The organism is Streptomyces sp. NPDC048277 (assembly GCF_040652235.1).
Lineage (GTDB): Bacteria > Actinomycetota > Actinomycetes > Streptomycetales > Streptomycetaceae > Streptomyces.
Map to the genome: position 1 here is coordinate 96,642 of NZ_JBEZLQ010000031.1, position 25,533 is coordinate 122,174.

Consider the following 25,533-nt stretch of genomic DNA (forward strand, 5'->3'; position numbering starts at 1 on the left):
CCGGGTGGGCCGGGTGGCGGCTCAGGCCGTCGGCTCCGCCGCGGTCGCGGGGGAGGAGTCGCGGTCCCAGCGCAGGGCGAGGACCGTGGCCGGGACCGCCACCAGCGTGGTGAGCACCGCGGTCATCACCACCGCCGTCCACGCGTCCCAGACCGATCCCGCGAAGATCCCCGCGGCGATCGGCAGCGCGACCACGAAGAGGGTCTTCAGCAGGCCGAACCGGACCCGGGGCACGAAGGGCCGGCCCACGGCTGCACGGCGGGCCCGGCGCACGGTGCCGAACGCGGCGACGAAGGCGAGCACCGCCGGCCAGACGGCGGCCAGCGCGGTCCCGGCGACCGGCGCGGCCCGCTCGTCCGGCAGCCCGCCCAGCCGCTCGGTCGCCCCGTCGTGACCGACGGCGACCTGGACGTCCCGCCACGCGGTGACCGTCACCGCGTCACCCGGCTCCAGATCGGACATCGCGACCGAGTCGAGATCGAGCGCCCGGTCGGCGGGGGCCTCCACCGGAGGGCGCAGCCGCACCCGGAACACCGTCGTCCGCCCGCTCCTGACCGGCCCGGCGGACAGCACGGTGCCCCGGATCGTACGCAGACAGTCCCCGGAGCCCGCGCGTTCCCCCGCGCCGCACGGGCGGGCCGAGAGGAACGCCCGTTCCTGCGCGACCCGTCCAGGGAGCAGCCCGGCGACGGCGGCGGCCACCCCCAGCAGTCCCAGCCCCAGCAGTACGAGGGCCACCGCCGACGCCCACGCCCGCCGTACCGACCCTGCCGTCCCACCCGTCCTGCCCGTCATCCCCGTCTCCCCCTCCGCTTCGGCACCGCCCGCTCACTCCGCCCGCGCGGCAGAACCCCCGGACAGCGCCCGCCCCAGTGCCAGCACGCTCAGCCCGAACATCACCACCCCCAGGGGAACATGGACCGACGGCACCCGCAGTATCCCCAGCACCACCTGCACCGAGGCGAGCACGAGGAAGCCGGACGCGAACAGGATCGGACGCGGACTCGCGCCGCCCGGCCGCCAGGCCAGCACCGCCGCGAGCACGTACAGCATCGACGCCCCGTACATCACCCGCGCCCCGACGCCGTGCAGCAGCTCGCCGTGGTGGGACAGCAGCACCCCCGCGGTGACCGCCTGGAAGAAGATCGCCAGAGTCTGGAGGGCGATCGCGACCCGCACGAACGTGGAACTGTCCGGCTTCGTGGCCGGCCGTGCGGTGGTCGTGGCCCGGTCTGTGGTGGTCATGGCACGGTCTCCCTTCGCCGCCTCGCGGCGGTGATCGGTACTGTCTCGGTAGTCCGACGACACAGCCCCGCGAAATGTGAGGCGACCCGGCGGACCGGACGCGGACGGTCACGGGGGGCCGAAGTGACGAGGACGGAAGCAGACGGGGGTGCCGGGGCCGGGGCGGCCCACGGACCGGTGGCCGGGGAACGGCGCCGGCTGACCGGCCTCGCCTACCGGCTGCTCGGTTCCCTGACCGAGGCCGAGGACGCCGTGCAGGAGGCCTACGCCCGCTGGTACGCGCTGTCACCAGGGCGGCGGGCGGACATCGGGTCGCCCGGTGCCTGGCTGACCACCGTGACCGGCCGGATCTGCCTGGACCTGCTCGGCTCGGCGCGAGTGCGGCGCGAACGCTACGTCGGGGAGTGGCTCCCGGAGCCGCTCCCCGACCGCACGGAGTGGCCCGGTACCGGCACCGGGCCGGCCGACCCGGCCGACCGGATCACCCTCGACGAGTCGGTGGGTATGGCCTTCCTGGTCGTCCTGGAGACCATGACACCGGCCGAGCGCGTGGCCTTCGTCCTGCACGACGTCTTCCGGTACCCCTTCGCCGAGATCGCCGCGATCGTCGGCCGGACCCCCGCGGCCTGCCGGCAGCTGGCGGCCTCGGCCCGCCGGCGGGTGCGGGCGGCCGGAGCCCCCGCCGGGCCCGCCGCCGGACAGGCCGCGCTGGTGCGGCGGTTCCGCGAGGCGTGGGAGGCCGGGGACATCGAGGCGCTCGTCGGCCTGCTCGCCCCCGACGCCACCATGACCGCCGACGGCGGCGGTCTGGCGAGCAGTGTCCTGCGCCCGGTCGAGGGCGGCGAGCGCATCGCCCGCTACCTGGCCCGCATGGCCGGGCGGACCCCGGCCCCCACCCTCCTCGAACGGACCGTCAACGGCCGCCCCGGCCTCGTCGCCCGGCACGCCGGTGTCACCGTGACCGTCGCGGCGTTCGACCTCGCCGACGGCCGGGTCACCCGCATCTGGGCGGTCCGCAACCCCGACAAGCTCCGCCCCTGGAACACACCCGGACCCGGCTGACCGGCGCCAACTCATGTCGTTTCGCAGCGTCATTGGTCCCACCTCTGGCGGTTTACGCCATTCGCGTGCGTCGCCTTGACCGCCCCGGAACCCCCTCTTATGGTCGCGCTACCGGCCGGACTCAGGACGTCCCCTTTTCCAGACCCCACGCTGGAGGCTCCGTGCGCGACGAGGCGACCCACGGCCGCAGGACGTTCCTGACACACACAGGCGCGCTCGGCGCGGCAGCGGCCCTGTCGTCACTCACCGCTTGCGGCCCCAGGTCCACGATCGACCTCGGCGGCAACGGCTCCGACCGCACCCTGACGGCCGTCATCGGCTACGGCAACGACGGCAGCTGGGACCCGACCCAGACCGCGTCCGCGTTCGCGATGGCCGCCAACAACCACATCTACGAGGGCCTGGCCGACACGGACCCGATCACCCGCGCCCCCTACCCGGCGCTGGCCACCCGGCTGCCCGCCGACCCGAACGCCACCACCTGGCGGTTCACCCTGCGCCAAGGGGCCACCTTCCACGACGGGAAGCCCGTCACCGCGGACGACGTCGTCTTCGTCTTCGACCGGATCCTCGACCCGGGCACCCAGACCCTCGCCCAGGGATTCTTCGCGAGCTGGCTGAAGGAGGCCCGCAAGGCCGGCCCCCGGACCGTCGACCTGGTCCTCAGGTTCCCCTTCCCGGACGGGATCGCCCGCCTCACCCTCGCCAAGGTCATGCCGCGGCACGTGTTCTCCCGGCCCGGCGCCTGGGACGACGCGATCAGGGGGCTGGCGGTCGGCTCGGGACCGTACCGGCAGACCGCCCACCACCCGAAGTCGAACACCACCTTCGCCGCGTACGACCGCTACAACGGCCCCCGCAGACCCGCCATCCGGCGCATGAACTGGCTGACGATCGTCGACGCCGCCTCCCGCGTGGCCCGGATCTCCGGGGCCGACGCGGGCGCGCAGATCTCCGACAACATCCCGTACGCCAACATCCCCCGCCTCGAACAGGGCGGCCTCTCGGTCGGCGGCGGCGCCGGGATGAACAACGCGTTCCTCATGTTCAACACCCGGCACCGGCCCTTCGACGACGTCCGGGTCCGGCAGGCGCTGCACTACGCCATCGACAAGCGGAAGATCGTGGAGGTCGCCCTCAAGGGCCACGGAAAACCCGCGAGTTCGTTCCTGAACGAGGCCAACCCCGCCTACCGGAGGGCGAAGACGGTCTACGACTACGACCCGGCGAAGGCGCGAGCCCTGCTGACGGCGGCCGGAGTCAGCGGTCTGCACGTGAACATCCTCGCGGTCAACGTCAGTTGGCTCGTCGACTGCCTGCCCACCATCAAGTCGTCCTGGGACGCGATCGGCGTCGCCACGACCCTGTCCCCGCAGGAGACCACGGCCGTGTTCACCAAGATGGACCAGAAACAGGACTACCAGGTCGTCGCCGCCGTCTCGAACCCCAACCAGTTCGGCCTCGACGCCGACCTGATCATGCACTACAACTACGGCCCCGAGAACCTCTGGACGGGCTACGCCCGCTGGGCCGACAACGCTGTCGCGAAGCGGCTCTTCACGGACATGGACGCGGCCACCCGCGAACCGGACCCGGACAAGAAGAAGACGATGATCCAGGACTACATCGACATCGTCGCCGAACAGGCCGTCCTCTACCCGGTCGTCCACAACGAGCTGATCACCGCCTGGAACCCGCGCGAACTCACCGGCATAAGGGCCCAGCCCTACCCCGGCATCAACGTCCTGACGGCCAAGTGGGCCTGACGGCATGGCCGCCGTCCTCCGTATCCTGCTGCGCCGCGTCGCCCTGCTGGTGCCGCTGCTCCTCGGCATCGCCCTGTTCGTGTTCCTGGTGATGCGCTTCTCCGACGTCGACCCGGCGTCCGCGTTCTTCCAGGGCGCCAACCCCACCCCGCGGCAACTCCACGACTTCCGGGAGCGCAACGGCCTCCTCGACCCCCTGCCCGTCCGCTACGTCCACTTCGTCGGCGACCTGCTCCACGGCGACCTCGGCACCAGCGCCCTCACCCGCACCCCGGTCCTCGACCAGGTCGTCACCGCCCTCCCGCTCACCCTCCAGCTGACCTTCCTGGGCCTCGGCATCGCCGTCGCCCTGGCGCTGCCGGGAGGCGTCGTCGCGGCCATCCACCGCGACCGCTGGCCGGACCAGGCCATCCGCGTCCTGTCCCTCGTCGGCGTCGCCGCCCCCGCCTTCTGGCTGGCGCTGCTGATGATCCAGTACCTCGCGGTCGACCGCGGCTGGTTCCCGTCCGGCGGCTACATCAACCCCGAGGACTCCGTCACCGGCTGGCTGAGGACCATGGCCCTGCCCGCCCTCGCGCTCTCCCTCCCGGTGGCCGCCCAGCTCACCCGGATCGTCCGCACCTCGGTGGTGGAGGAACTCGACAAGGACTACGTCCGCACGGCGATCGGCAGCGGCCTGCCACCCCACGTGGTCGTCGGCCGCAACGTCCTGCGCAACGCGCTCGTGAACCCCCTGACCGTGCTCGGCCTGCGCGTCGGCTACCTGCTCGGCGGCGCGGTCGTCATCGAGACCGTCTTCGCCCTGCCCGGCATGGGCAAGCTGATGATCGACGCCGTCCAGAACGGCGACCCGGCCGTCATCCAGGGCGTGGTCCTCACCACCGCGACCGGCTTCGTCGTCGTCAACCTCGTCATCGACATCCTCTACCTGCTGGTCAACCCGCGTCTGAGGGAGGCGGCATGACGACGTTCACCCGCACGGGCCTCACCGCCGCGCTGGCCCGTCCGGGCGTACGACTGCGCAGACTCTCGCCGCTGTCGAGGCCGGCCCTGGGATTCCTGGCCGCGGTCGTCCTGGTGGCCGTCTTCGCGCCCCTCCTCGCCCCCGACGACCCCCTCGCCCAGCAGGCCCCCGTCGACGGCACCGGGCACCCCTCCGCCGGCCACTGGATGGGCCAGGACAGCCTCGGCCGGGACATCCTCAGCCGGCTGATGTACGGCGCCCGCTGGTCCCTCGCCATCGGCCTCGGCGCGACCGGCCTCGCCCTGGTCGCCGGCGCGCTCCTCGGGGCGCTCGCGGCCACCTCCCGCAAGGGCGTCGACGAGACGCTGATGCGCTGCCTGGACGTGGTGATGGCATTCCCCGGCATCGCCCTGGCCGCCGTCCTGGTGTCCGTCTTCGGCGGCGGCATCACGGTCCTGATCTGCGCGATCGCCTTCCTCTTCACCCCGCCGGTGGCCAGGGTCGTACGGGCGAACGTCCTGGACCAGTACGGCGAGGACTACGTCACGGCGGAACGGGTGGTCGGCGCCCGCACCCCCCACATCGTGCTCCGCCACGTGGCCGTCAACTGCGCCGCCCCCGTCCTGGTCTTCTGCACGGTCCAGGTCGCCGAGGCCGTCGTCTTCGAGGCGTCCCTGTCCTTCATCGGCGCGGGCGTACGGCCACCGGACCCGTCCTGGGGCAGCGTCATCGCGGACGGCAAGAACATGGTGCTGACGGGCGGCTGGTGGGCGACGGTCTTCCCCGGCCTGCTGATCCTCCTCACGGTCCTCTCCCTGAACGTCCTCGCCGAGGGCGTCTCGGACGCGTGGGCGGCACCGCCGCCGAGGGAGGTGGAGGCGGCCCCGGACCCGGTCGAGGCACCCGAACCGGGGGAGGCCATGGCCCTGGAACTGCCCGGCCTGACGGAGGCGGGGGAGCGGCTCCGCGCCCGGGCCCGCCCCCTGCCCTCCCGGGACGGCCCCCCGGTCCTGTCCGTGGAGAACCTCACGATCGCCTTCCCGGACCGCCACCGGGGCGTGAACATCGTGGACGGCATCGCTTTCGACATCCACCCCGGCGAAGTCCTGGGCCTGGTGGGGGAGTCGGGCTGCGGAAAGTCCCTGACGGCTCTGTCGATCATGGGCCTGCAGCCGAAGACGGCACGAGTCAACGGGCAGATCTGGTTCGCCCCCGAAGGGGCGCGGGGAACTGCGCGACCAGCCCCCACCCACCCGCAGCCGCCCGTGGACCTCACCACCCCCCACCGCCGCCTCCTCGGCCACGAACTCGCGATGGTCTACCAGGACGCCCTCTCCTCCCTCAACCCCTCCATGACCATCAACGCCCAGCTCAAACAACTGGTCCGTCGCGGAGCGCACCGCACCCCCGCCGAACTCCTCGCCCTCGTCGGCCTCGACCCCGCCCGAACCCTCCGGAGCCACCCCCACGAACTCTCCGGCGGCCAGCGCCAGCGCGTCCTGATCGCGATGGCCCTCTCCCGCGACCCCCGCCTGATCATCGCCGACGAACCGACCACCGCCCTCGACGTCACCGTCCAGGCCCAGGTGATGGAACTCCTCCTCCGCCTCCGCGAGGAACTCCGCTTCGCGCTGGTCCTCGTCTCGCACGACCTCGCACTCGTCGCCGACGTCACCGACCGGGTGGCGGTGATGTACGGCGGCCGGATCGTCGAGACCGGCGTCACCGCCGAACTGGTCGCCGCCCCCGCCCACCACTACACGCGAGGCCTCCTCGGCAGCGTGCTGTCCCTGGAGTCCGGGGCCGAACGGCTCACCCAGATCAGGGGCGTGGTGCCCTCCCCGGCCGACTTCCCGGCAGGGTGCCGCTTCAGCGACCGCTGCCCGGCGGCGAGCGAGATCTGCCGTACGACACCACCGGCCCTGCTCGGCACCCCCACCCACACCGCGGCCTGCCACCACCCGGCCGTCGACCTCGCGAGCACGCAGGCGGTGACATGAGCACGGTGGAGCTGTCCGGCGTCCACGTGGTCCACAGGGCCCGCGGGGGAGGCCTGTTCACCCGGGACCGGGTGTACGCGCTGACCGGCGCCGACCTGACCGTCGCGCCCGGCGAGACGGTCGGGGTGGTCGGCGAGTCGGGGTGCGGGAAGTCGACGCTGGCGAAGGTGCTGGTGGGCATCCAGCGGCCGACGGCCGGCACGGTCGCCTTCCACGGCCGCGACCTGTGGTCGATGCCGGCCGCCGAACGCCGTGCCACGGTCGGCGCGAGCACCGGCCTGGTCTTCCAGGATCCCTCGACGGCCCTGAACCGCCGGCTGCCCGTACGCCGGATCCTGCGCGACCCGCTGGACGTCCACGAGCGCGGCACCCGGGCCGAACGGGAGGACCGTGTACGGGAGTTGATGGCCCTGGTCGGCCTGCCCCGCGCCCTCGCGGAGGCCCTGCCCGGTCAGCTCTCCGGCGGCCAGCGCCAGCGTGTGGCGATCGCCCGGGCGCTGGCCCTGGACCCCGACCTGGTGGTGGCGGACGAACCGACCAGCGCGCTGGACGTCTCGGTCCGCGCCCAGATCCTGAACCTCCTGCTGGACCTGCGGGAACGCCTCGGCCTGGCGCTGGTGTTCGTCTCCCACGACATCCAGACGGTACGGCGGATGAGCGACCGGGTGATCACCATGTACCTGGGCCGGATCGTCGAGGAGACCCCGGCCGCCGAGGCCACCGGCCATGCCCGGCACCCGTACACCCGGGCCCTGTTCTCGGCGACCCCCGGCCTGCTGAACCCCGTCGACCCCATCCCGCTCACCGGTCCGGTCCCCTCGGCCACCCGCCCGCCGTCCGGGTGCCCGTTCCGCACCCGCTGCTGGCGGGCGGACGACGAGTGTGCCGTCCGCATGCCTGACTTCACGGCCGCGTCATGCCCCGGCCACCGCTACCGCTGTCACCATCCGTTGGAGGAGGACCAGCCGAGCCACAGCCTGCCCAGGGAGACCTGATGACCCTGCCCACCCCGCTCACCGGTGTCGTACCGCCCGTCTGCACGCCCCTGACCCCGGACCGCGAGGTGGACGTCCCCTCCCTGCGCAGGCTCGTCGACCATCTGGTGGCGGCCGGGGTGGACGGCCTGTTCGTGCTCGGCTCGACGTCGGAGGCCGCGTACCTGACCGACCGGCAGCGCCGGCTGGTCACGGAGACGGTGGTGTCCCAGGCGGCCGGCCGGCTGCCGGTCCTGGCCGGCGTGATCGACATGACGACCCCCCGGGTCCTGGACCACGTCGCGTCCGTCACGTCCGCCGGCGCGGACGCGGTCGTCGTCACCGCCCCCTTCTACACCCGCACCCACCCCGCCGAGACCGCCCGCCACTTCCGCCTGGTCGCCGAGCGGTCGTCCGTCCCGGTGATCGCCTACGACATCCCGGCCGCCGTCCACACCAAGCTCCCCGCCGACCTGGTCCTCGAACTGGCCGCCGACGGGGTGCTGGCCGGGCTCAAGGACTCCAGCGGCGACCTGGCGGGCTTCCGCGAGGTCGTCACGGGCTCGCGCGGCCTGCCCGGCTTCAGCGCGCTGACGGGTTCGGAGCTGACCGTCGACTCGGCCCTCGCACTGGGCGCGGACGGGGCGGTACCGGGTCTCGCCAACGTCGACCCGGACGGGTACGTCCGCCTGCACCGCCTGTGCCGGTCCGGCGACTGGGACCGGGCCCAGGCGGAACAGGAGCGGCTGTGCGCCCTCTTCCGGATGACCGGCGTCGGCAACCCGGCCCGGATGGGCGGCAGTTCGGCGGCGCTCGGGGCGTTCAAGGCCGCGCTGTACCTGCGGGGCGTCATCGAGTGCCCGGCCACGGCCGAGCCCCAGGTGGCGCTGTCGGAGGCGGAGACCGAGTGCGTCGGGAAGTTCCTCGCGGGCGCGGGGCTGATGTAGGGCGTTGCCCGGCCCGCCGGGCCGACCATGCCTCCGGCAAGGACGTCCGGCACAGACTCCGGCCGAGTCTAGGCACGCAGCGCCACACCGGTGATGCGAAGCGTGAAATTCCCAGTGACGGGGGAGCCAGGTGAGGTGAACGCGAAGAGCCTCCCCATCGGGTCCTGCGCCGTCGACACCCGCACCGGACGACTGGGCATCGTCATGGGGCACGAGGGCCCGTATGTGCAGCTGCGGCCGTACGGGGGAGGACGCGAGTGGGACGCCCACCCGGACACCGTGCGCGTCGCGACCCAGGCCGAACGGCTCAGCGCGGCCACCGCCCACGCCAACGCCCGAAGCCGCGGCGAGGTCCCTTGAAGGTTCCGCGGCGGACCGCTCCCCTGCCCCGGCAGGGCAGAATGGGGCCATGAGCCTGTTCCGCGACGACGGCATCGTGCTGCGCACCCAGAAGCTGGGTGAGGCGGACCGGATCATGCTGCAGCCACGCGGGGGCCGACCCCCGCACCCCCAGCCAAGGGTCGGTGCGCCATGAGTCTCTTCCGGGACGACGGCATTGTCCTGCGCACCCAGAAGCTCGGCGAGGCGGACCGGATCATCACGTTGCTCACCCGGGGCCACGGGCGGGTGCGGGCCGTGGCGCGGGGGGTCCGGCGGACCAAGTCGAAGTTCGGGGCCAGGTTGGAGCCCTTCTCCCACGTCGACGTGCAGTTCTTCGCCCGCGGCAGCGAGCTGGTCGGGCGCGGGCTGCCGCTGTGCACCCAGAGCGAGACCATCGCGCCGTACGGCGGCGGGATCGTCACCGACTACGCGCGCTACACCGCCGGCACCGCCATGCTGGAGACCGCCGAGCGGTTCACGGACCACGAGGGCGAGCCGGCCGTGCAGCAGTACCTGCTGCTGGTGGGGGCGCTCAGGACCCTCGCCCGGGGCGAGCACGCCCCCCATCTCGTCCTCGACGCCTTCCTGCTGCGCTCCCTCGCCGTCAACGGCTACGCGCCCAGCTTCGACGCCTGCGCCAAGTGCGGGATGCCCGGTCCGAACCGCTTCTTCTCGGTCGGCTCGGGCGGCACCGTCTGCGTCGACTGCCGGGTGCCCGGCAGCGTCGTACCCTCGCCGCAGACCCTGGTGCTGCTCGGCGCGCTGCTTACGGGAGACTGGGAGACGGCGGACGCGGCCGAGGCACGGCACGTCCGGGAGGGCAGTGGCCTGGTGTCCGCCTATCTGCACTGGCACCTGGAGCGGGGGCTGCGCTCGCTCAGGTATGTAGAGAAGAGCTAGAGGGAGTCGAGAAGCACATGGTCGTACGCGGGATCCTGGGTGGCCGGCGCCGTGATCACAGGACGCCGGAGCCGCACCCGTCCGGTGCCCGCCCGCCGAAGCTCCCGGGCGAGCTGGTCCCGAACCATGTGGCCATCGTCATGGACGGGAACGGCCGCTGGGCGAAGGAGCGCGGGCTGCCGCGCACCGAGGGACACAAGGTCGGCGCCGAGCGGGTCGTCGACGTGCTGCAGGGCGCGATCGAGATCGGCGTCCGCAACATCTCGCTCTACGCCTTCTCCACCGAGAACTGGAAGCGCTCGCCCGAAGAGGTCCGCTTCCTGATGAACTTCAACCGCGACTTCATCCGCAAGTCCCGCGACACCCTCGACGAACTCGGCGTCCGGGTGCGCTGGGCGGGCCGGATGCCCCGGCTGTGGAAGTCGGTCGCCAAGGAACTCCAGGTCGCCCAGGAGCAGACCAAGGGCAACGACCTGCTCACCCTCTACTTCTGCATGAACTACGGCGGCCGCGCCGAGATCGTCGACGCGGTGCAGGCGATCGCGGAGGAGGTGAAGGCGGGCCGGCTCGACCCGGCGAAGGTCACCGAGAAGACCCTCCAGAAGCACCTGTACTACGCGGACATGCCGGACGTGGACATGTTCCTGCGGCCCAGCGGCGAGCAGCGCACCTCCAACTACCTGATCTGGCAGAGCGCCTACGCCGAGATGGTCTTCCAGGACGTGCTCTGGCCCGACTTCGACCGCCGCGACCTGTGGCGGGCGTGCGTCGAATACGCCTCCCGCGACCGGCGGTTCGGCGGCGCCATCCCCAACGAGGAGCTGCTGGCGATGGAGGGCCGCACGGAGGAGGACCCGTCCGGCATCTGACGGCCATCCGCCGTTCATGAGGGCCGTCGAGGATGCGGAAGATCCATCCTGGCCATCCGCCGGTCTCCCGTCCCTGGAGCGGTCCTCATGAAGCGCGTCATCCCCGTTCTCTCCCTCGGCGCGCTGCTCCTCACCGCGCTGCCCGCGCACGCCACGGACACCGGGTCCGTCCACCGGGACAGCTACGGCACCAAGGCCGTCTACGCCCCCGGGCAGAACCCGCGGACCTACCAGCAGCCGCCCGCCGGCTACACCGCCGTCTTCACCGAGAACGTCTCCCGCCACGGGTCCCGCTCCGCCACCGACGGCGAGGACGGCGACACGATCCTCGCGCTCTGGAACCAGGCCGAGGCCGACGGCCAACTCACCCCGCTCGGCGAGAAGTTCGGCCCGGACGTGCAGGCCCTCGAAGCGGCCATGAGCGCGGTCGGCTACGGCAACCTCAGCGGCCGGGGCAAGGACGAACTCCGCGCCACCGCGGTCCGCCTGGAGAAGCGCCTGCCGTCCCTGTTCTCCTCGATCGCCGCGAACGGCGAGAAGATCGACGTCGTCAGCTCCGGCCAGGGCCGCGCGGTCGACAGCGGTACGGTCTTCTCCACCGCCCTCACCGACGCCGACCCGGCGCTGAAGGCTTCGCTGGGCACGGCCCGCGTCGACAAGAACCTCCTCTACTTCCACAAGTCGTCCGGCGGCGCCGACTACCAGAAGTGGCTGGCGAGCGACGAGCGCCTGGCCGCCACCCTGAAGTCGGTCACCGACCAGCCGGCCTCGCACCGGGCGGCCGCCCGGGTCCTGGGCAAGCTCTTCAAGCCGGCGTTCGTGCAGCGCGTGGTGAACGGCGAATTCGCCTCCACCGCCGACGACATCACCGCCGCCACCGCCGTCTACAACCTCTACGCCATCGCCCCCGCCATGAGCGAGGAGAGCCCGGACGGCAGGGGCTGGGACTTCGACCGCTACCTCGCCCCGCGCGACGCGGCCTGGTTCGGCTACCACAGCGACGCCGAGGACTTCTACGAGAAGGGCCCGAGCTTCTCGGACAGCGACATCACCTACAAGATGGCGGGCGTCCTGCTCGACGACTTCTTCAAGCAGGCCGAGGCCAAGCGGGACGGCACCAGCACGCTGGGCGCGGAACTCCGCTTCACCCACGCCGAGGAGATCATCCCGCTGGCCGCGCTGATGCGGCTGCCCGGCAGCGAGAAGGCGGCCACCCCCGGCACGGACTACACCTACGCCAACAACCCCTGGCGCGGCGCCGAGGCCGCCTCCCTCGCCTCCAACATCCAGTGGGACGTCTTCAAGAAGGGCGACGACTACCTGGTGCGCATGCTCTACAACGAGAAGGAGATCGCCTTCAAGCAGGGCTGCAAGCCGGTCGCGAAGGGCAGCAAGTTCTACGACCTGAACGAACTGGAGCACTGCTTCGGACGGGACTGAAGCGCCCCTGTAAGGGGCGCGGGGAACTGCGCGCCCAGCCCCCACCGGCCTGCAGTCGAACTACGGCTCAACCCGCGGCGCAGTCCGCGCACGTGCCGAAGATTTCCACGGTGTGGGCCACATTGACATACCCGTGCTCCGCCGCGATCGCCTCCGCCCACTTCTCGACCGCCGGTCCCTCCACCTCCACCGCCTTGCCGCACACCCGGCAGACCAGGTGGTGATGGTGCTCCCCCGTGGAGCACCGGCGGTACACCGACTCGCCGTCGGACGTGCGCAGGACGTCCACCTCGCCGGCGTCGGCCAGCGACTGCAGCGTGCGGTACACCGTGGTGAGGCCCACCGAGTCGCCCTTGTGCTTGAGCATGTCGTGCAGTTCCTGCGCGCTGCGGAACTCCTCGACCTCGTCCAGGGCCGCCGCCACGGCTGCCCGCTGGCGGGTCGAGCGGCCCTTCACGGGCGGTCCAGCGGTCGTCACCGGTTGCCTCCTCACATCACTGCTTCTGCCGGGCCATTGTGCCAGCCCGCGCCGAGGGCGGTCAGACGCCGACCTCGTCGGCGGCCTCCCGGCCGGCCGGAATCGCGCACTCCGCCGGGTCCCCGGCAGGCCGCCCCGCGGCGGCCGCGCGGGCGCGTCGGCGGGCCAGCGGCGCGGCCAGCACGCTCAGCACGATGAACGCGGCGATGGTCAGCAGCACGATCGTCGCGCCCGGCGGGACGTACTGGTAGTACGACGTGATCGTGCCCCCGATCGTCACCGTCACACCGATCGCGACGGCGATCGCGAACGTGGCCGCGAAGCTGCGGCTCAGCTGCTGGGCCGCGGCGACGGGGACGACCATGAGCGCGGAGACCAGCAGCAGGCCCACCACGCGCATCGCGACCGTCACGGTCACCGCCGCGGTGATCGCGGTCAGCAGGTTCAGCGCCCGTACCGGCAGGCCCGTCACCCGGGCGAACTCCTCGTCCTGGCTGACCGCGAACAGCTGCCGGCGCAGACCGAGGGTGACCAGCAGCACGAAGGCCGCCAGCAGGCAGATCGCGGTCACGTCCGACTGCGACACCGTCGACAGCGAGCCGAAGAGGTACGACATCAGGTTGGCGTTGGAGCCGCCGGGCGCGAGGTTGATCAGCATCACGCCGCCGGCCATACCGCCGTAGAAGAGCATCGCGAGGGCGATGTCGCCGCGGGTGCGGCCGTACCAGCGGATCAGTTCCATCGCTACGGCGCCGAGGACGGAGACCGCCGTCGCCATCCAGACGGGGGAGGCGGAGAGGAGGAAGCCGAGGCCGACGCCGGTCATCGCCACGTGGCCGATGCCGTCGCCCATCAGGGCCTGGCGGCGCTGGACCAGGTAGATGCCGACGGCGGGCGCGGTGATGCCGACCAGGACGGCGGCGAGCAGCGCCCGCTGCATGAAGGCGTAGTTCAGGAAGTCCATCAGCTCAGCAGTCCCGTGCGCAGTGGAGTGTGCTCGTCGTGGGGGTGGACGTGGTCGTGGCCGGGCAGGGCGTGCTGGCCGACCGCGCGCGGCGGCGGGCCGTCGTGCAGGACGCAGCCGTCGCGGAGCACGACCGCGCGGTCGATCAGCGGCTCCAGCGGGCCCAGTTCGTGCAGGACGAGGAGGACCGTGGTGCCCTGGGCGACCTGTTCGCGCAGGGTCGCCGCGAGGATCTCCTGGCTGGCCAGGTCGACGCCCGCCATCGGCTCGTCCATGATCAGCAGTTCGGGTTCGGCGACCAGGGCGCGGGCGATCAGCACCCGCTGGTGCTGGCCGCCGGAGAGCGCCTCGACGTTGTCCTTGGCCCGGTCCGCCATGCCGACCAGGCCGAGTGCGTGCCGTACGGCCTGGTGGTCGGCCTTGCGGAAGAGGCCGAAGCGGGTGCGGGAGAGCCGGCCGGAGGAGACGACCTCGGTGACGGTGGCGGGGACGCCCCCCGCGGCGGTGGTGCGCTGCGGGACGTAGCCGATCCGGGACCAGTCGCGGAAGGCGCGGCGCGGGGTGCCGAAGAGCGTGATCTCGCCGCCGCTGGCCGGCACCTGGCCGACGATCGTGCGGATCGCCGTCGACTTGCCGGAGCCGTTCGCGCCGAGCAGCGCGACGACCTCACCGCGGTGCACGGTGAGGTCGATGCCGCGCAGGACGGGGCGCGAGCCCAGTTCGGCGGTCACCCGGCGCAGGGATATGACAGGCTCGCCGGTCATCTCGTCTCCCGTCATTCGGCACCCAGCGCCTGCTGGAGTGCCTTGAGGTTGGCTTCCTGGACCGCGAAGTAGTCCTTGCCGCGGGACTTGGCGGTGATGCCCTCGATCGGGTCGAGGACGTCCGTCTTCAGCCCGGCGTCGGCGGCGATGGTCTTGGCGGTCTTGTCGCTGACGAGCGTCTCGTAGAACACGGTGGTGACGCCGTCGGCCTTGGCCATGGTCTCAAGGTCCCGGACGCGGGCCGCGCTCGGCTCCGACTCGGGGTCCAGGCCGTTGATGGCCTCCTCGGTCAGGCCGTAGCGCTCGGCGAGGTAGCCGAAGGCGGCGTGAGTGGTGATGAAGACCTTGGACTTCGTGTGCGCGAGCCCGTTCTTGAACTGGGTGTCGAGCGCGTCCAGCTTCTTCACCAGGGCCGCGGTGTTCTTCCGGTAGTCGGCCGCGTGGTCCGGGTCGGCCTTCTCGAAGGCCTTGCCGACGCCCTCGGCGACCTGGGCGTAGCGCACCGGGTCCAGCCAGATGTGGGGGTCGAGGCCGGACAGCTCCTTGTTCTCGGAGGTGTCGTGGGAGGCCGCGTGCCCGCCGACCTCGTTGCCGTGCTTCTCCAGCGTGGTCAGGGAGGCCGCGTCGATCTTCGTGCCCACGGACGACTGGGCGACCGCGTCGTCCACGGAGGGCTGGAGGTTCTTGAGGTAGAGGACCGCGTCGGACTTCTCGATCCCGATGATCTGCTTCGGGCTGATCTCCAGGTCGTGCGGCTCCTGGCCGGGCGAGGTGAGGCTGGTGACGTGGACGTGGCTGCCGCCGATCCGGTCGGCGAGGAAGGCCATCGGGTAGAACGACGCGACGACGTCGAACTTGCCGGTCTGGGCCGCCGTGGCGTCGCCGCCGCAGGCCGTGAGGGTCGCTATGCCGAGTGCGGTGACGGTGGTCGCGGCGGCCGCGGGTATGAGGCGTCGTCGTACGTTCATGAGAGTCATTTTCAACAAACATGGAAACCGTTGTCAACAAGCCTGGGTGAGAGGCTGGTAAGCGGCACCGATTTGGTCGAGGGGGAGCCCACGCCGGTAACCTGAGGCATTCGCTCTGAAGCTCGCTCCGAACGCACCGTCGAGGAGCCGCTTCGTCGCCCGTCGTCGTAATGAAGAGAGCACCGTGGCCGCCGACAAGATCGACACCATCGTCAGCCTGAGCAAGCGCCGTGGCTTCGTATTCCCGTGCAGTGAGATCTACGGCGGCCAGCGCGCCGCCTGGGACTACGGGCCGCTGGGTGTCGAGCTCAAGGAGAACCTGAAGCGCCAGTGGTGGCGCTACATGGTGACGTCGCGCGAGGACGTGGTCGGTATCGACTCGTCCGTCATTCTGGCCCCGGAGGTCTGGGTGGCCTCCGGTCACGTCGCCACCTTCACGGACCCGCTGACCGAGTGCACCGCCTGCCACAAGCGGTTCCGCGCCGACCACCTGGAGGAGGCCTACGAGGCCAAGCACGGCCGCCTCCCGGAGAACGGCCTGGCGGACGTGAACTGCCCCAACTGCGGCAACAAGGGCCAGTTCACCGAGCCCAAGCAGTTCTCGGGTCTGCTCTCCACCCACCTCGGCCCGACCCAGGACTCCGGCTCGGTCGCCTACCTGCGCCCGGAGACCGCCCAGGGCATCTTCACCAACTTCGCCCAGGTGCAGACCACCTCGCGCCGCAAGCCGCCGTTCGGCATCGCGCAGATGGGCAAGTCCTTCCGCAACGAGATCACGCCCGGCAACTTCATCTTCCGCACCCGTGAGTTCGAGCAGATGGAGATGGAGTTCTTCGTCAAGCCGGGCGAGGACGAGAAGTGGCAGGAGTACTGGATGGAGCAGCGCTGGAACTGGTACACCGGCCTGGGCCTGCGCGAGGAGAACATGCGGTGGTACGAGCACCCGAAGGAGAAGCTCTCCCACTACTCCAAGCGCACCGCTGACATCGAGTACCGCTTCCAGTTCGGCGGCAACGAGTGGGGCGAGCTGGAGGGCGTGGCCAACCGCACCGACTACGACCTCGGCGCCCACTCCAAGGCCTCCGGCCAGGACCTCTCCTACTTCGACCAGGAGGCCGGCGAGCGCTGGACGCCGTACGTCATCGAGCCGGCGGCCGGTGTCGGGCGCGCGATGCTGGCGTTCCTGCTCGACGCCTATGTCGAGGACGAGGCGCCGAACGCCAAGGGCAAGCTGGAGAAGCGCACGGTGCTCCGCCTGGACCACCGCCTGGCCCCGGTGAAGGTCGCGGTCCTGCCGCTGTCCCGCAACCCCGAGCTGTCCCCGAAGGCCAAGGGCCTCGCCCAGGCGCTCCGTCAGAACTGGAACATCGAGTTCGACGACGCGGGCGCGATCGGCCGCCGCTACCGCCGTCAGGACGAGATCGGTACGCCGTACTGCGTGACCGTCGACTTCGACACGCTCGAGGACAACGCCGTGACGGTGCGCGAGCGTGACTCGATGAAGCAGGAGCGCGTGTCCCTCGACCAGATCGAGGGCTACCTCGCCGGGCGCCTGCTGGGCTGCTGACCTCCACCTCCTTCGCCCACCCGCCACCCGACCAGATCGGGCGGCGGGTGGGCGTCGTGTTTCCCGCGGCCGAAGTGCCGCGGCTCCGTTCCGCCCCGACCTGCATGACAGCTGACAAATATTGAAATCTGTCAGCTGTCATGCCAAGGTGGAGCCATGACGATGCACACCCGCACCCTCGGCTCCACCGGTCCCCAGGTCTCCGCCCTCGGCCTCGGCTGCATGGGCATGTCCGCGCTGTACGGCGAGGCCGACCGCGCCGAGTCGATCGCCACGGTCCATGCGGCCCTCGAAGCCGGCGTGACCCTGCTCGACACCGGCGACTTCTACGCCATGGGCCACAACGAGATGCTGATCGGCGAGGCCCTGCGCACCGCCCCCGCGGCCCGCCGCGAACAGGCACTGGTCAGCGTGAAGTTCGGCGCGCTGCGCGGCCCCGAGGGCAGCTGGCTCGGCTACGACGGCCGCCCGGCCGCGGTGAAGAACTTCGCCGCCTACTCCCTCCAGCGCCTCGGCGTCGACCACATCGACGTCTACCGGATCGCCCGCGTCGACCCGGACGTCCCGATCGAGGAGACGGTCGGCGCGATCAAGGAACTGGTAGAGCAGGGCTACGTCCGGCACATCGGCCTCAGCGAGGCGAGCGCGGACAACATCCGGCGGGCCGCCGCCACCGCGCCCATCTCCGACCTGCAGGTCGAGTACGCGATCATCACCCGGGACATCGAGCGGGAGATCCTGCCCACCACCCGTGAACTGGGCATCGCCATCACGGCGTACGGAGTGCTCTCCCGGGGCCTGATCTCCGGCCACTTCACCCGCGACCGGCAGCTCGGCGCGGGCGACTACCGGGCCCACTCGCCCCGCTTCCAGGGCGAGAACCTCCAGCACAACCTCGACCTCGTCGAGGCGCTGCGCAAGATCGCCGACGAGAAGGGCGTCTCGGTCGCCCAGATCGCCATCGCCTGGGTCCTGTCCCGGGGCGCGCAGCACGGCAACGACATCGTGCCGCTCATCGGCGCCCGCACCCGAGAGCGGCTGGCCGAGTCGCTGGGCGCGCTGGACGTCACCCTCGACGCGGCCGAGCTGGCGGCGATCGAGGAGGCCGTACCGGCGGACGCGGCGGCGGGCACCCGCTATCCGGCCGTCCAGATGGCCACGCTCGGCACCGAGCAGTGATCATGGCGCGGCAGGCCGGCCCAGGTACCGTCTAGGCCATGGCAGCGACCTCCCCGCCCCCGACCCTGACCGCCGAGCGCATCCTCGAGGCGACCGAGGAGGTGCTGCGCCGGCACGGCCCCGCCAAGGCCACCGTGGTGGACGTGGCCCGCGCGCTCGGTGTCAGCCACGGCAGTGTCTACCGGCACTTCCGGACCAAGGCGGCGCTGCGGGAGGCGGTGACCAAGCGCTGGCTGGACCGCACCTCGGCCGCGCTGTCCGGGATCGTGGCCGAGGACCGGGAGCCGGAGGCCCGGCTGCGGGCCTGGCTGCGGGCCCTGTTCGACGCGAAGCGGCGCAAGGCGGGCGCCGACCCGGAGCTGTTCGCCACCTACATGGTGCTGGCCGACGAGAACGGCCCGGCGGTCACCGGGCACATCGCCGACCTGACCGGCCAGCTGACCGAGATCATCCGGGACGGGGTCGGGACCGGCGTCTTCGCCGTGCCCGACCCCGCCGTCGCGGCCCGTACCGTCTTCCAGGCCACCGGCCGCTTCCACGACCCGGGTCATGCCCGCGAGTGGGAGCGGCCGGAGGCCGAGGAGGACTTCGCGGCTCTGGTCGAGCTGCTGGTGCGGGGGCTCAGGTGACGTCGACCGTCACGGTCGGGGAGTAGACCTTCTTGCCGACGGCCGCGACCCGCACGTGCTCGGTCCCCTTCGTCCTGAACGAGGTGGTCAGGGCGTAGGAACTGCCGTTCTTGACCTTCGCGTTCGCCTTGAGCGGGACCCACTTGCCCCTCACCTCGTGCTGGAGCACGAGGGGCGAGCCCACCTTCAGCCCCGAGGTACGACCGGTGAAGGTCACCGGCTCACCGGTCATGACCGAGGCCTTGCTGGCCCTGGCCGTGATCGAGCCCATACCGGACATGGGCGGGGTCGGCTTCGGGCTGGCGTGGCCCGGCTTCGGGCTCGTCATGCCGGGCTTCGGGCTGGCGTTGCCCGGCTTCGGGCTGGCCATACCCGGCTTCGGGCTGGTCATGGTCGGCGTCGGGCTCGGCTTGGGAGGCGCGGCGAAGGCGCCGGCGGTCCCGGCCGACAGCACGGCCAGGGAGAGGGCGCCGGCGGCGAGAGCACGGGACACCGTGTGGTGCTGGGTGCGGTGCATGGCAGAGCTCCTGTCGAAGGGGACGGGGAACTCCTCCAGGCTTGGCCGGGCCGCGCCGGGCGGCGACCCGGGGGGCGGTCCGAGCGGTTTCGGAACGGGTGGGGGACGCGCATGGGTTCGGTAAAGTCCGCAGGTGGCGATATGTGTGTTGACCTCGCGATTCCCACCGCCGAAAGTCACTCGAACGGCCTAACGGCCGGCCTGCGCCGTGACCCGCCAGAAGTCCCGCATCAGCGGCGTCGGCGTCGGGCCCGTCATGGCCGCCTGGGTCAGCAGGACCGTGACCGTGCCGGTGGCCGGGACGATGTGCGCGGTGGTGCCGGTGCCGCCGACCCAGCCGTAGCGGCCCGGGACGTTCCAGGGGTCGGCCGGGGTGACGTCGACCTGGCCGCCGTACCCCCAGCCCTGGCCCTCCAGGAAGAGGGCGGCGTTCTCGCGCTGGGCCGCCGTCAGGTGGTTGGTGGTCATGCGGCTGACCGAGGTGGGGGAGAGGAGCCGGCGGCCGTCCGGGCCGGTGCCCGCGTTCAGCAGCAGCCGGCCGAAGGCCAGCCAGTCGTCGGCCGTGGAGACCAGACCGCCGCCGCCCGAGTGGAAGCGCGGCAGGCTGCTCCACCCGCCGTCCGGGGCGTCCACGAGGCGCAGGGTGCCGTCCTCGGCGGGGGCGTAGGCGGAGGTGAAGCGGTGCCGTTTCGACGCCGGCACCTCGAACGCCGTGTCCCGCATGCCCAGCGGCTCGAAGATCCGCTCCGCCAGGAAGTCGGGGAACGTACCGCCCGACACGCGCGCGACCAGAATGCCCTGCAGATCGGACGAGGTGCCGTACAGCCAGGCCGCACCCGGCTGGTGGAGCATCGGTACCTGGGCGAGGCGGCCCAGCCAGGTGTCCGGGTCCGGCCAGTCCTGGAGGAAGCGGCCGTCGCGCTGCACGGTGAACAGGGACTGCACGGCGGGCAGCGAGAAGTCCGCGGGAAAGCCCCAGCCGGTGCGGAAGCTGAGCAGGTCCTCGACGGTGACCGGGCGGTCCGCCGGGACGACGTCGTCGACGGGGCTCGCCGGCGTGCGGACCACCATCGGCCGCGCGAGCTCCGGCAGCCACTTCGCCACCGGGTCGGCGAGCCCGATCCGGCCCTCCTCCACCAGCAGCAGCACGGCCGCCGCGGTGACCGGCTTGGTGATCGACGCGATCCGGAAGATCGAGTCCCGGGCCATCGGGGCGGAGCCCCCGGTGTCCACGGCGCCGACGGTGACGACCTCGACGTCGTCACCCCGGGCGAGCAGCCCGACGGCTCCGGGGACCGTTCCGTCGTCGACACGGCGGCGCAGGGCGGTGTACAGCGGGGTCACGGTCATCGGGCGTCCTTCCGGTGGGTGCGGTCGTGTGTACGACTCCCACGCGGGCGGAAAGTCATCGGGAGGGCTGTGCCCCCGCCGGGTCCACCGTGGCCTGGTGGGCCTCGGCCAGATGCTCCTCGGCCTTCAGCCAGGGCAGGAACTGCGCGCCCTGCCGCCAGCCGCAGGTGTCGCACCTGATCGTGCGCTGGATGCCGGTGCGCTGCACACGGACCGTGTGTTCCCGGCCGTGCTGGTCCCAGCGGCTGACCTTGCTCGAGTCGATCTGCGGCATAACGCCTCCGGAGTCAGTGCCCGATCTGCCGTTCGGCACGTGTCGACGGGAGGAGTGTGCAGCAAGACGAACATCAACGGGGATTTCTTCACGCCGAGTTGGCCAAGCCGTGTCCGGGGCGCCCGTTTCGGCCGATCGGCGGGCTGTTCCGGCTGCGCGAACCAACCGTCGGACCGTGAACCGGACTTGGTGTACCGGCGGAAACCCTGGACAGGGAATTGACCCTGGCTCAAGATGAGAGCGACCTTGCTGACTTCCTGATGCGGCCACCGGCACGGAGAGGCGAATGCTGCCGGATCCTCAACGCTTCCTGGCCGTCTCCGGCCGCCGGATCGCACGCGCCGAGGGCGCGGCCCAGGTCGTCAGGGAACTGTGCCTGTCGACCGTGCCGGAGCTGGCGGACGGGGCGTTCGTCTACCTCGCGGACCACGGACCGGACCGGTCCGGGCAGTTGACGCTGCTGCTGGACGGGGTGCCGGCCGAACTCGGCGCGGTCATGGGCGGTACTCCCCCGGCCGAGGCCGTGGTGCCGTCCGACGGCGTGCTGGCCGGGTTCCTGAGATGCGGCAGAACGCGGGGCAGAGGCCAGGACGACGTCGAGGAGGCCCTCGCCGAACTCCTCGGGACGGCTCCCCGGCTCCCGCAGGGCAACCGTGTCCTGCTCGCCCCGCTGCGTGCGCCCGACGCCGTCGTGGGCGTGGCGGTGTTCCTGCGGCGACCGGACCGGGAGGACTTCGTGGCGGACGACATCGCCCTGGCGGACACGCTGTCGGCGCAGGCCGCGCTGGGCGTGAGCGAGGACACCGCGACCCCGCGGGTCCGGCCCGCCGACGCGCCCAAGGCCCCGGACGAGGACCGCCTGCGCTACGTCGGCGCCGCCACCCGGCGGATCGCGCGCGGCTTCGACACCGACGAGATCGTGCTCGGCCTGTGCCGGGCCGCCGTACCGACGTACTCCGACGCGGCCCTCGTCTACCTGCGCGACCCGCTCCCGGTCGGCGACGAACGCCCCACCGGCCCCGACACACTGCGACTGCGCCGCACCGACCGGATGAAGGGCCCCGCCGCCGAGGGCCTGGTCTGGCCGGTGGAGACGGTGGACGACGAACAGGACGACCTCGACGCGGCCGACTGGAGCGAGGTGGTGCCCGGCGGCGCCCTCGCCGAGGTGCTGCGCGGGGTCCGGCCGGTGTTCGCCGACGACCGGGCGACCCGCGCCGCGCTCAGCGAACTCGTCGGCGAGGACAGCGGGCTGAACGGGTGGGCCGGGTCGCACGCGATCCTCGCCCCGCTGCGCGGCCGGCGCCGGGTCACCGGCGCGGTGGTCTTCCTGCGCCGCCCGGAGCGTCCGGCGTTCGAGCCCGCCGACCTCCTGGTCGCCGCCCAGCTGGCCACCCACACCGCGCTCGGCGTCGACAAGGCCGTGCTGTACAGCCGCGAGGCCTTCATCGCGGACCGGCTCCAGCGTGCGATGCTGCCGCAGACCCTGCCCAAGCCGACCGGCGTCCGGCTGGCGTTCCGCTACCTCCCCGCCGCCGAGACCGCACGCGTCGGCGGCGACTGGTACGACGCCATCCCGCTGCCCGGCAGCCGGGTCGCCCTCGTCGTCGGCGACGTCATGGGGCACTCCATGACCTCCGCCGCCGTCATGGGCCAGCTGCGCACCACCGCGGTGACCCTGGCCGGTCTCGACCTGCCCCCGCAGGAGGTCCTGCACCACCTCGACGAGCAGGCCCAGCGCCTGGGCACCGACCGCATGGCCACCTGCCTGTACGTCGTCTACGACCCCGTCTCGCACCGCATCACCGTCGCCAACGCCGGTCACCCGCCGCCCATCCTGCTGCACCCGGGCGGCAAGACCGAGGTCCTCCAGGTGCCGCCGGGCGCCCCGATCGGCGTCGGCGGCATCGACTTCGAGGCGGTCGAACTGGACGCGCCCGCCGGGGCGACCCTGCTCCTCTACACCGACGGCCTGGTCGAGTCCCGGCTGCGCGACGTGTGGACCGGCATCGAGCAACTGCGCGAGAAGCTCGCCGCCACCGCCCAGCTGACCGGCCCCGACCGGCCGCCGCCGCTCGAAGCCCTCTGCGACGAGGTGCTGGACATGCTCGGCCCCGGCGACCGGGACGACGACATCGCGCTGCTCGCCGCCCGCTTCGACGGCATCGCGCCGAGCGATGTGGCGTACTGGACCCTGCAACCGGAGGCGAGCGCCCCCGGCCGGGCCCGCCGGCTCACCCGGCAGGCCCTGGCCGGCTGGGGCCTGGAGGAACTCACCGACACCGCCGAGCTGTTGGTCAGCGAGATCGTCACCAACGCCGTACGGCACGCCTCCCGTCCGATCAGCCTGCGGCTGCTCCGTACGGACGTGCTGCGCTGCGAGGTCGGCGACGACGTGCCCCAACTGCCCCGGCTGCGCCGGGCGTCACCCGACGAGGAGCACGGGCGCGGCCTGTACCTGGTGAACAGACTGGCCCGGCGCTGGGGCACGACCCGGCTGGGCATCGGCAAGATCGTCTGGTTCGAGCTGGGCGGCCCCGCGAACTGAGGGCCCCCGGCCCGCCAAAGCCGACAGCCACTCGGCCCACCGCCCGCGGCGGCGGGCTGCCGGGGCGGCGGCTCGGTTGGCCCGCTGTCCGGGGTGGCGGGAGGCTGGGGCGGTCGGAGGCTGAGGCGGCGGCTCGGCCCCGGCTCGCCGCTGTGCGTGAGCGGGAGGCTGAGGGCCGCTCGGCCCACCGCCCGGGCGGCGGGCCGAGGTGACCGCCCGCTCAGTTCACCGTGCGCGGCAGCCGCAGGCTGAGCAGTCCCGTCAGTACCACCAGGCCCAGCTGCACCAGCAGGGTCGTGACCAGGGCGTCGCGCATGCCCTGGTGCGGGACCAGGGAGAGGAACAGGGTGCCCAGGGTCGCCACGCCGAGGGCGAGGGCGGACTGCTGGGTGGTGACCATCACGCCGCTGCCCACCCCGGCCCGCGCGGGCGGCACCTCCGACATCACCAGCCGGAGCACGTTGGGGAGTTGGAGGGCCTGACCGGCGGCGGCGACCGCGCCCCCGGGGAGCAGTGCCACGAAGCCCAGGTGCGGCCAGTCCCGCCAGGCGGCCAGCGCGATCAGGGCCACGCCGATCCCCTGGATCACGGACCCGGCGGTCACCACCCGGCTGCCGTACCGGGAGATCAGCCGCGGCCCGGCGAGCGAGACGAACAGGAAGGCGACGGCCATCGGCGCGAGCGCCATCCCCGCCGGGACCGGGTCCAGGTGTTCCCCGCTCTGCAGGGCCACGGCGATCACGAACATGAACCCGCTGAAGCCGATCGAGAACGGCAGCATCAGCGCCAGCCCCCGGCGCAGCGAGACGAGCGCGAACAGGCTGGGCGGGACCAGCGGGGTACGGCCCGCCCGGTCGGCGCGGCGCTCCACGGCGTAGAAGGCGACGGCCACGCCCGGGAACGCGGCCAGCGACAGCCAGGTCCACAGCGGCCAGCCCGCCGCCCGGCCCTCGGTGAGCGGGACGAGCAGCGTGAGCAGGGAGAGGGCCAGCAGCACGGTCCCCGGCCCGTCGACCGGCTCGGGCCGCTGCGACCGCGTCTCCGGCACGAACCGTGCGCCGAGCACCAGCCCGAGGACCACGACCGGCACGTTGACGAGGAACACCGAGCGCCAGCCGGTGCCCGCGATGTCCGCGGCGACCAGCACCCCGCCGAGGATCTGCCCGGCGACCATGGAGAGGCCGGCGGTGGCGCCGTACAGGCTCATGGCCCTCGCGCGGCGGCCGCCGGTGGTGGTGGCCTGGATGGTGGCCAGGACCTGCGGGAGCATCGCGGCGGACGCGGCGCCCTGGGCGACCCGGGCGGCCACCAGCGACCAGGCGCCGGGCGCCAGTCCGCAGGCCAGCGAGGTCAGCCCGAACGCGGCCATGCCGCCGAGGAAGAGCCGGCGGCGCCCGAACAGGTCGCCGAGCCGGCCGCCGAGCACCAGCAGCACGGCGTAGGCGACGCCGTACCCGGCGACGACGAGTTCCAGGACGGCCTCGCTCGCGTGCAGGTCGGTCCCGATGGTGGGCAGGGCGACGTTGACGATGAAGAAGTCGATGAGGGGAAGGGCCGCGGCCAGCAGGACGGTGAACAGTCCCGGCCCGCCGAGCGCCGGCGGCGCGGAGGGGGACCGTACGGCCGGAGTGGTGACGGTTTCGGTCATGGCATCGAGAATGCTGGCTCGCTCAGACTGGTACCAGAGTCTCCTTATCCTGGTAGAACGAGTACCTGGAAACAGGATCGGCCGCACGGCACGCTGGAG

Annotated in this window: 24 protein-coding genes and 1 pseudogene; 15 read left to right on the forward strand and 10 right to left on the reverse strand. The window is 72.3% G+C overall.

The features are described 5' to 3' along the window. Positions 1 to 21: 21 nt before the first annotated feature. Positions 22 to 795: a hypothetical protein gene (locus tag AB0D85_RS43920; protein WP_362334078.1), complete on the reverse strand. Its 774-nt coding sequence runs from the start codon at positions 793 to 795 to the stop codon at positions 22 to 24. Positions 796 to 828: 33 nt separating this feature from the next. Further along, positions 829 to 1,245 (reverse strand): hypothetical protein, encoded by a 417-nt coding sequence (locus tag AB0D85_RS43925; RefSeq protein ID WP_362334081.1) that lies wholly within the window; start codon positions 1,243 to 1,245, stop codon positions 829 to 831. Positions 1,246 to 1,368: 123 nt separating this feature from the next. Here AB0D85_RS43925 and sigJ point away from each other — a divergent pair, with 123 nt between their 5' ends. From sigJ to AB0D85_RS43980, 11 genes and pseudogenes are all read left to right on the forward strand, one after another. Then, complete coding sequence (gene sigJ / locus AB0D85_RS43930) at positions 1,369 to 2,307, forward strand: RNA polymerase sigma factor SigJ (protein WP_362334084.1); 939 nt, start codon at positions 1,369 to 1,371, stop codon at positions 2,305 to 2,307. A 161-nt stretch (positions 2,308 to 2,468) separates the two neighbouring features. After that, entirely contained in the window at positions 2,469 to 4,073 is a 1,605-nt protein-coding gene (locus AB0D85_RS43935) for an ABC transporter substrate-binding protein (protein WP_362334087.1), read from the forward strand. Between the two features lie 4 nt (positions 4,074 to 4,077). Continuing rightward, the gene (locus AB0D85_RS43940; RefSeq protein WP_362334090.1) at positions 4,078 to 5,037 is read left to right on the forward strand and encodes an ABC transporter permease; all 960 of its coding nucleotides are present in this window, start codon (positions 4,078 to 4,080) and stop codon (positions 5,035 to 5,037) included. Continuing rightward, entirely contained in the window at positions 5,034 to 7,037 is a 2,004-nt protein-coding gene (locus tag AB0D85_RS43945) for a dipeptide/oligopeptide/nickel ABC transporter permease/ATP-binding protein (RefSeq protein WP_362334093.1), read from the forward strand. Before AB0D85_RS43940 ends, AB0D85_RS43945 begins: the two co-directional genes overlap by 4 nt. Further along, entirely contained in the window at positions 7,034 to 8,032 is a 999-nt protein-coding gene (locus AB0D85_RS43950; protein ID WP_362334096.1) for an ABC transporter ATP-binding protein, read from the forward strand. Before AB0D85_RS43945 ends, AB0D85_RS43950 begins: the two co-directional genes overlap by 4 nt. Beyond that, on the forward strand, positions 8,032 to 8,958 hold the full coding sequence (locus AB0D85_RS43955) for a dihydrodipicolinate synthase family protein (protein WP_362334099.1): 927 nt from the start codon (positions 8,032 to 8,034) through the stop codon (positions 8,956 to 8,958). The genes AB0D85_RS43950 and AB0D85_RS43955 overlap by 1 nt, the downstream gene beginning before the upstream one ends. Before the next feature lie 135 nt (positions 8,959 to 9,093). Further along, a complete protein-coding gene (locus tag AB0D85_RS43960; protein WP_362334211.1) occupies positions 9,094 to 9,318 on the forward strand; it encodes a hypothetical protein in 225 nt (74 codons plus the stop codon). Between the two features lie 49 nt (positions 9,319 to 9,367). Next, positions 9,368 to 9,457 (forward strand): annotated as a pseudogene (locus tag AB0D85_RS43965) (DNA repair protein RecO); the annotation flags it as partial. Between the two features lie 32 nt (positions 9,458 to 9,489). After that, a complete protein-coding gene (gene recO / locus AB0D85_RS43970) occupies positions 9,490 to 10,239 on the forward strand; it encodes a DNA repair protein RecO (RefSeq protein ID WP_362334102.1) in 750 nt (249 codons plus the stop codon). Between the two features lie 17 nt (positions 10,240 to 10,256). Continuing rightward, positions 10,257 to 11,108 (forward strand): isoprenyl transferase, encoded by an 852-nt coding sequence (locus tag AB0D85_RS43975; RefSeq protein WP_362334105.1) that lies wholly within the window; start codon positions 10,257 to 10,259, stop codon positions 11,106 to 11,108. An 87-nt stretch (positions 11,109 to 11,195) separates the two neighbouring features. Continuing rightward, entirely contained in the window at positions 11,196 to 12,548 is a 1,353-nt protein-coding gene (locus AB0D85_RS43980; protein WP_362334108.1) for a histidine-type phosphatase, read from the forward strand. 67 nt (positions 12,549 to 12,615) lie between these two features. Here the strand turns inward: AB0D85_RS43980 and AB0D85_RS43985 are convergent, their stop codons facing one another. The 4 genes from AB0D85_RS43985 to AB0D85_RS44000 form a co-directional block, all read right to left on the reverse strand. After that, positions 12,616 to 13,026: a transcriptional repressor gene (locus tag AB0D85_RS43985; protein ID WP_362334111.1), complete on the reverse strand. Its 411-nt coding sequence runs from the start codon at positions 13,024 to 13,026 to the stop codon at positions 12,616 to 12,618. A gap of 61 nt (positions 13,027 to 13,087) precedes the next feature. After that, positions 13,088 to 13,990 carry a metal ABC transporter permease gene (locus AB0D85_RS43990; RefSeq protein WP_362334114.1) on the reverse strand — a complete coding sequence of 301 codons (903 nt, stop codon included), beginning with the start codon at positions 13,988 to 13,990 and terminating at the stop codon, positions 13,088 to 13,090. Further along, a complete protein-coding gene (locus AB0D85_RS43995; RefSeq protein ID WP_362334117.1) occupies positions 13,990 to 14,754 on the reverse strand; it encodes a metal ABC transporter ATP-binding protein in 765 nt (254 codons plus the stop codon). The genes AB0D85_RS43990 and AB0D85_RS43995 overlap by 1 nt, the downstream gene beginning before the upstream one ends. A gap of 11 nt (positions 14,755 to 14,765) precedes the next feature. After that, complete coding sequence (locus tag AB0D85_RS44000) at positions 14,766 to 15,722, reverse strand: metal ABC transporter substrate-binding protein (protein ID WP_362334120.1); 957 nt, start codon at positions 15,720 to 15,722, stop codon at positions 14,766 to 14,768. 184 nt (positions 15,723 to 15,906) lie between these two features. On the opposite strand from AB0D85_RS44000, the gene AB0D85_RS44005 reads away from it, so the two are divergent. The 3 genes from AB0D85_RS44005 to AB0D85_RS44015 all read left to right on the forward strand — a co-directional run bounded on the left by AB0D85_RS44005 (position 15,907) and on the right by AB0D85_RS44015 (position 19,097). Further along, positions 15,907 to 17,289, forward strand: a complete 1,383-nt coding sequence (locus tag AB0D85_RS44005; protein WP_362334123.1) for a glycine--tRNA ligase — start codon at positions 15,907 to 15,909, stop codon at positions 17,287 to 17,289. A gap of 156 nt (positions 17,290 to 17,445) precedes the next feature. Next, entirely contained in the window at positions 17,446 to 18,468 is a 1,023-nt protein-coding gene (locus tag AB0D85_RS44010) for an aldo/keto reductase (protein ID WP_362334126.1), read from the forward strand. Between the two features lie 38 nt (positions 18,469 to 18,506). After that, the gene (locus AB0D85_RS44015; RefSeq protein ID WP_362334129.1) at positions 18,507 to 19,097 is read left to right on the forward strand and encodes a TetR family transcriptional regulator; all 591 of its coding nucleotides are present in this window, start codon (positions 18,507 to 18,509) and stop codon (positions 19,095 to 19,097) included. On the opposite strand, the gene AB0D85_RS44020 is transcribed toward AB0D85_RS44015, so the two are convergent. From AB0D85_RS44020 to AB0D85_RS44030, 3 genes are all read right to left on the reverse strand, one after another. After that, a complete protein-coding gene (locus AB0D85_RS44020) occupies positions 19,090 to 19,614 on the reverse strand; it encodes a hypothetical protein (protein WP_362334132.1) in 525 nt (174 codons plus the stop codon). The genes AB0D85_RS44015 and AB0D85_RS44020 overlap by 8 nt on opposite strands. Before the next feature lie 189 nt (positions 19,615 to 19,803). Then, a complete protein-coding gene (locus AB0D85_RS44025; protein ID WP_362334206.1) occupies positions 19,804 to 20,958 on the reverse strand; it encodes a serine hydrolase domain-containing protein in 1,155 nt (384 codons plus the stop codon). A 61-nt stretch (positions 20,959 to 21,019) separates the two neighbouring features. Next, positions 21,020 to 21,238 carry a hypothetical protein gene (locus AB0D85_RS44030; protein WP_362334136.1) on the reverse strand — a complete coding sequence of 73 codons (219 nt, stop codon included), beginning with the start codon at positions 21,236 to 21,238 and terminating at the stop codon, positions 21,020 to 21,022. 286 nt (positions 21,239 to 21,524) lie between these two features. Here AB0D85_RS44030 and AB0D85_RS44035 point away from each other — a divergent pair, with 286 nt between their 5' ends. Beyond that, positions 21,525 to 23,786, forward strand: a complete 2,262-nt coding sequence (locus AB0D85_RS44035) for a SpoIIE family protein phosphatase (protein ID WP_362334139.1) — start codon at positions 21,525 to 21,527, stop codon at positions 23,784 to 23,786. Positions 23,787 to 24,006: 220 nt separating this feature from the next. Here the strand turns inward: AB0D85_RS44035 and AB0D85_RS44040 are convergent, their stop codons facing one another. Then, positions 24,007 to 25,434 carry an MFS transporter gene (locus AB0D85_RS44040; RefSeq protein ID WP_362334142.1) on the reverse strand — a complete coding sequence of 476 codons (1,428 nt, stop codon included), beginning with the start codon at positions 25,432 to 25,434 and terminating at the stop codon, positions 24,007 to 24,009. Between the last annotated feature and the right edge of the window lie 99 nt (positions 25,435 to 25,533).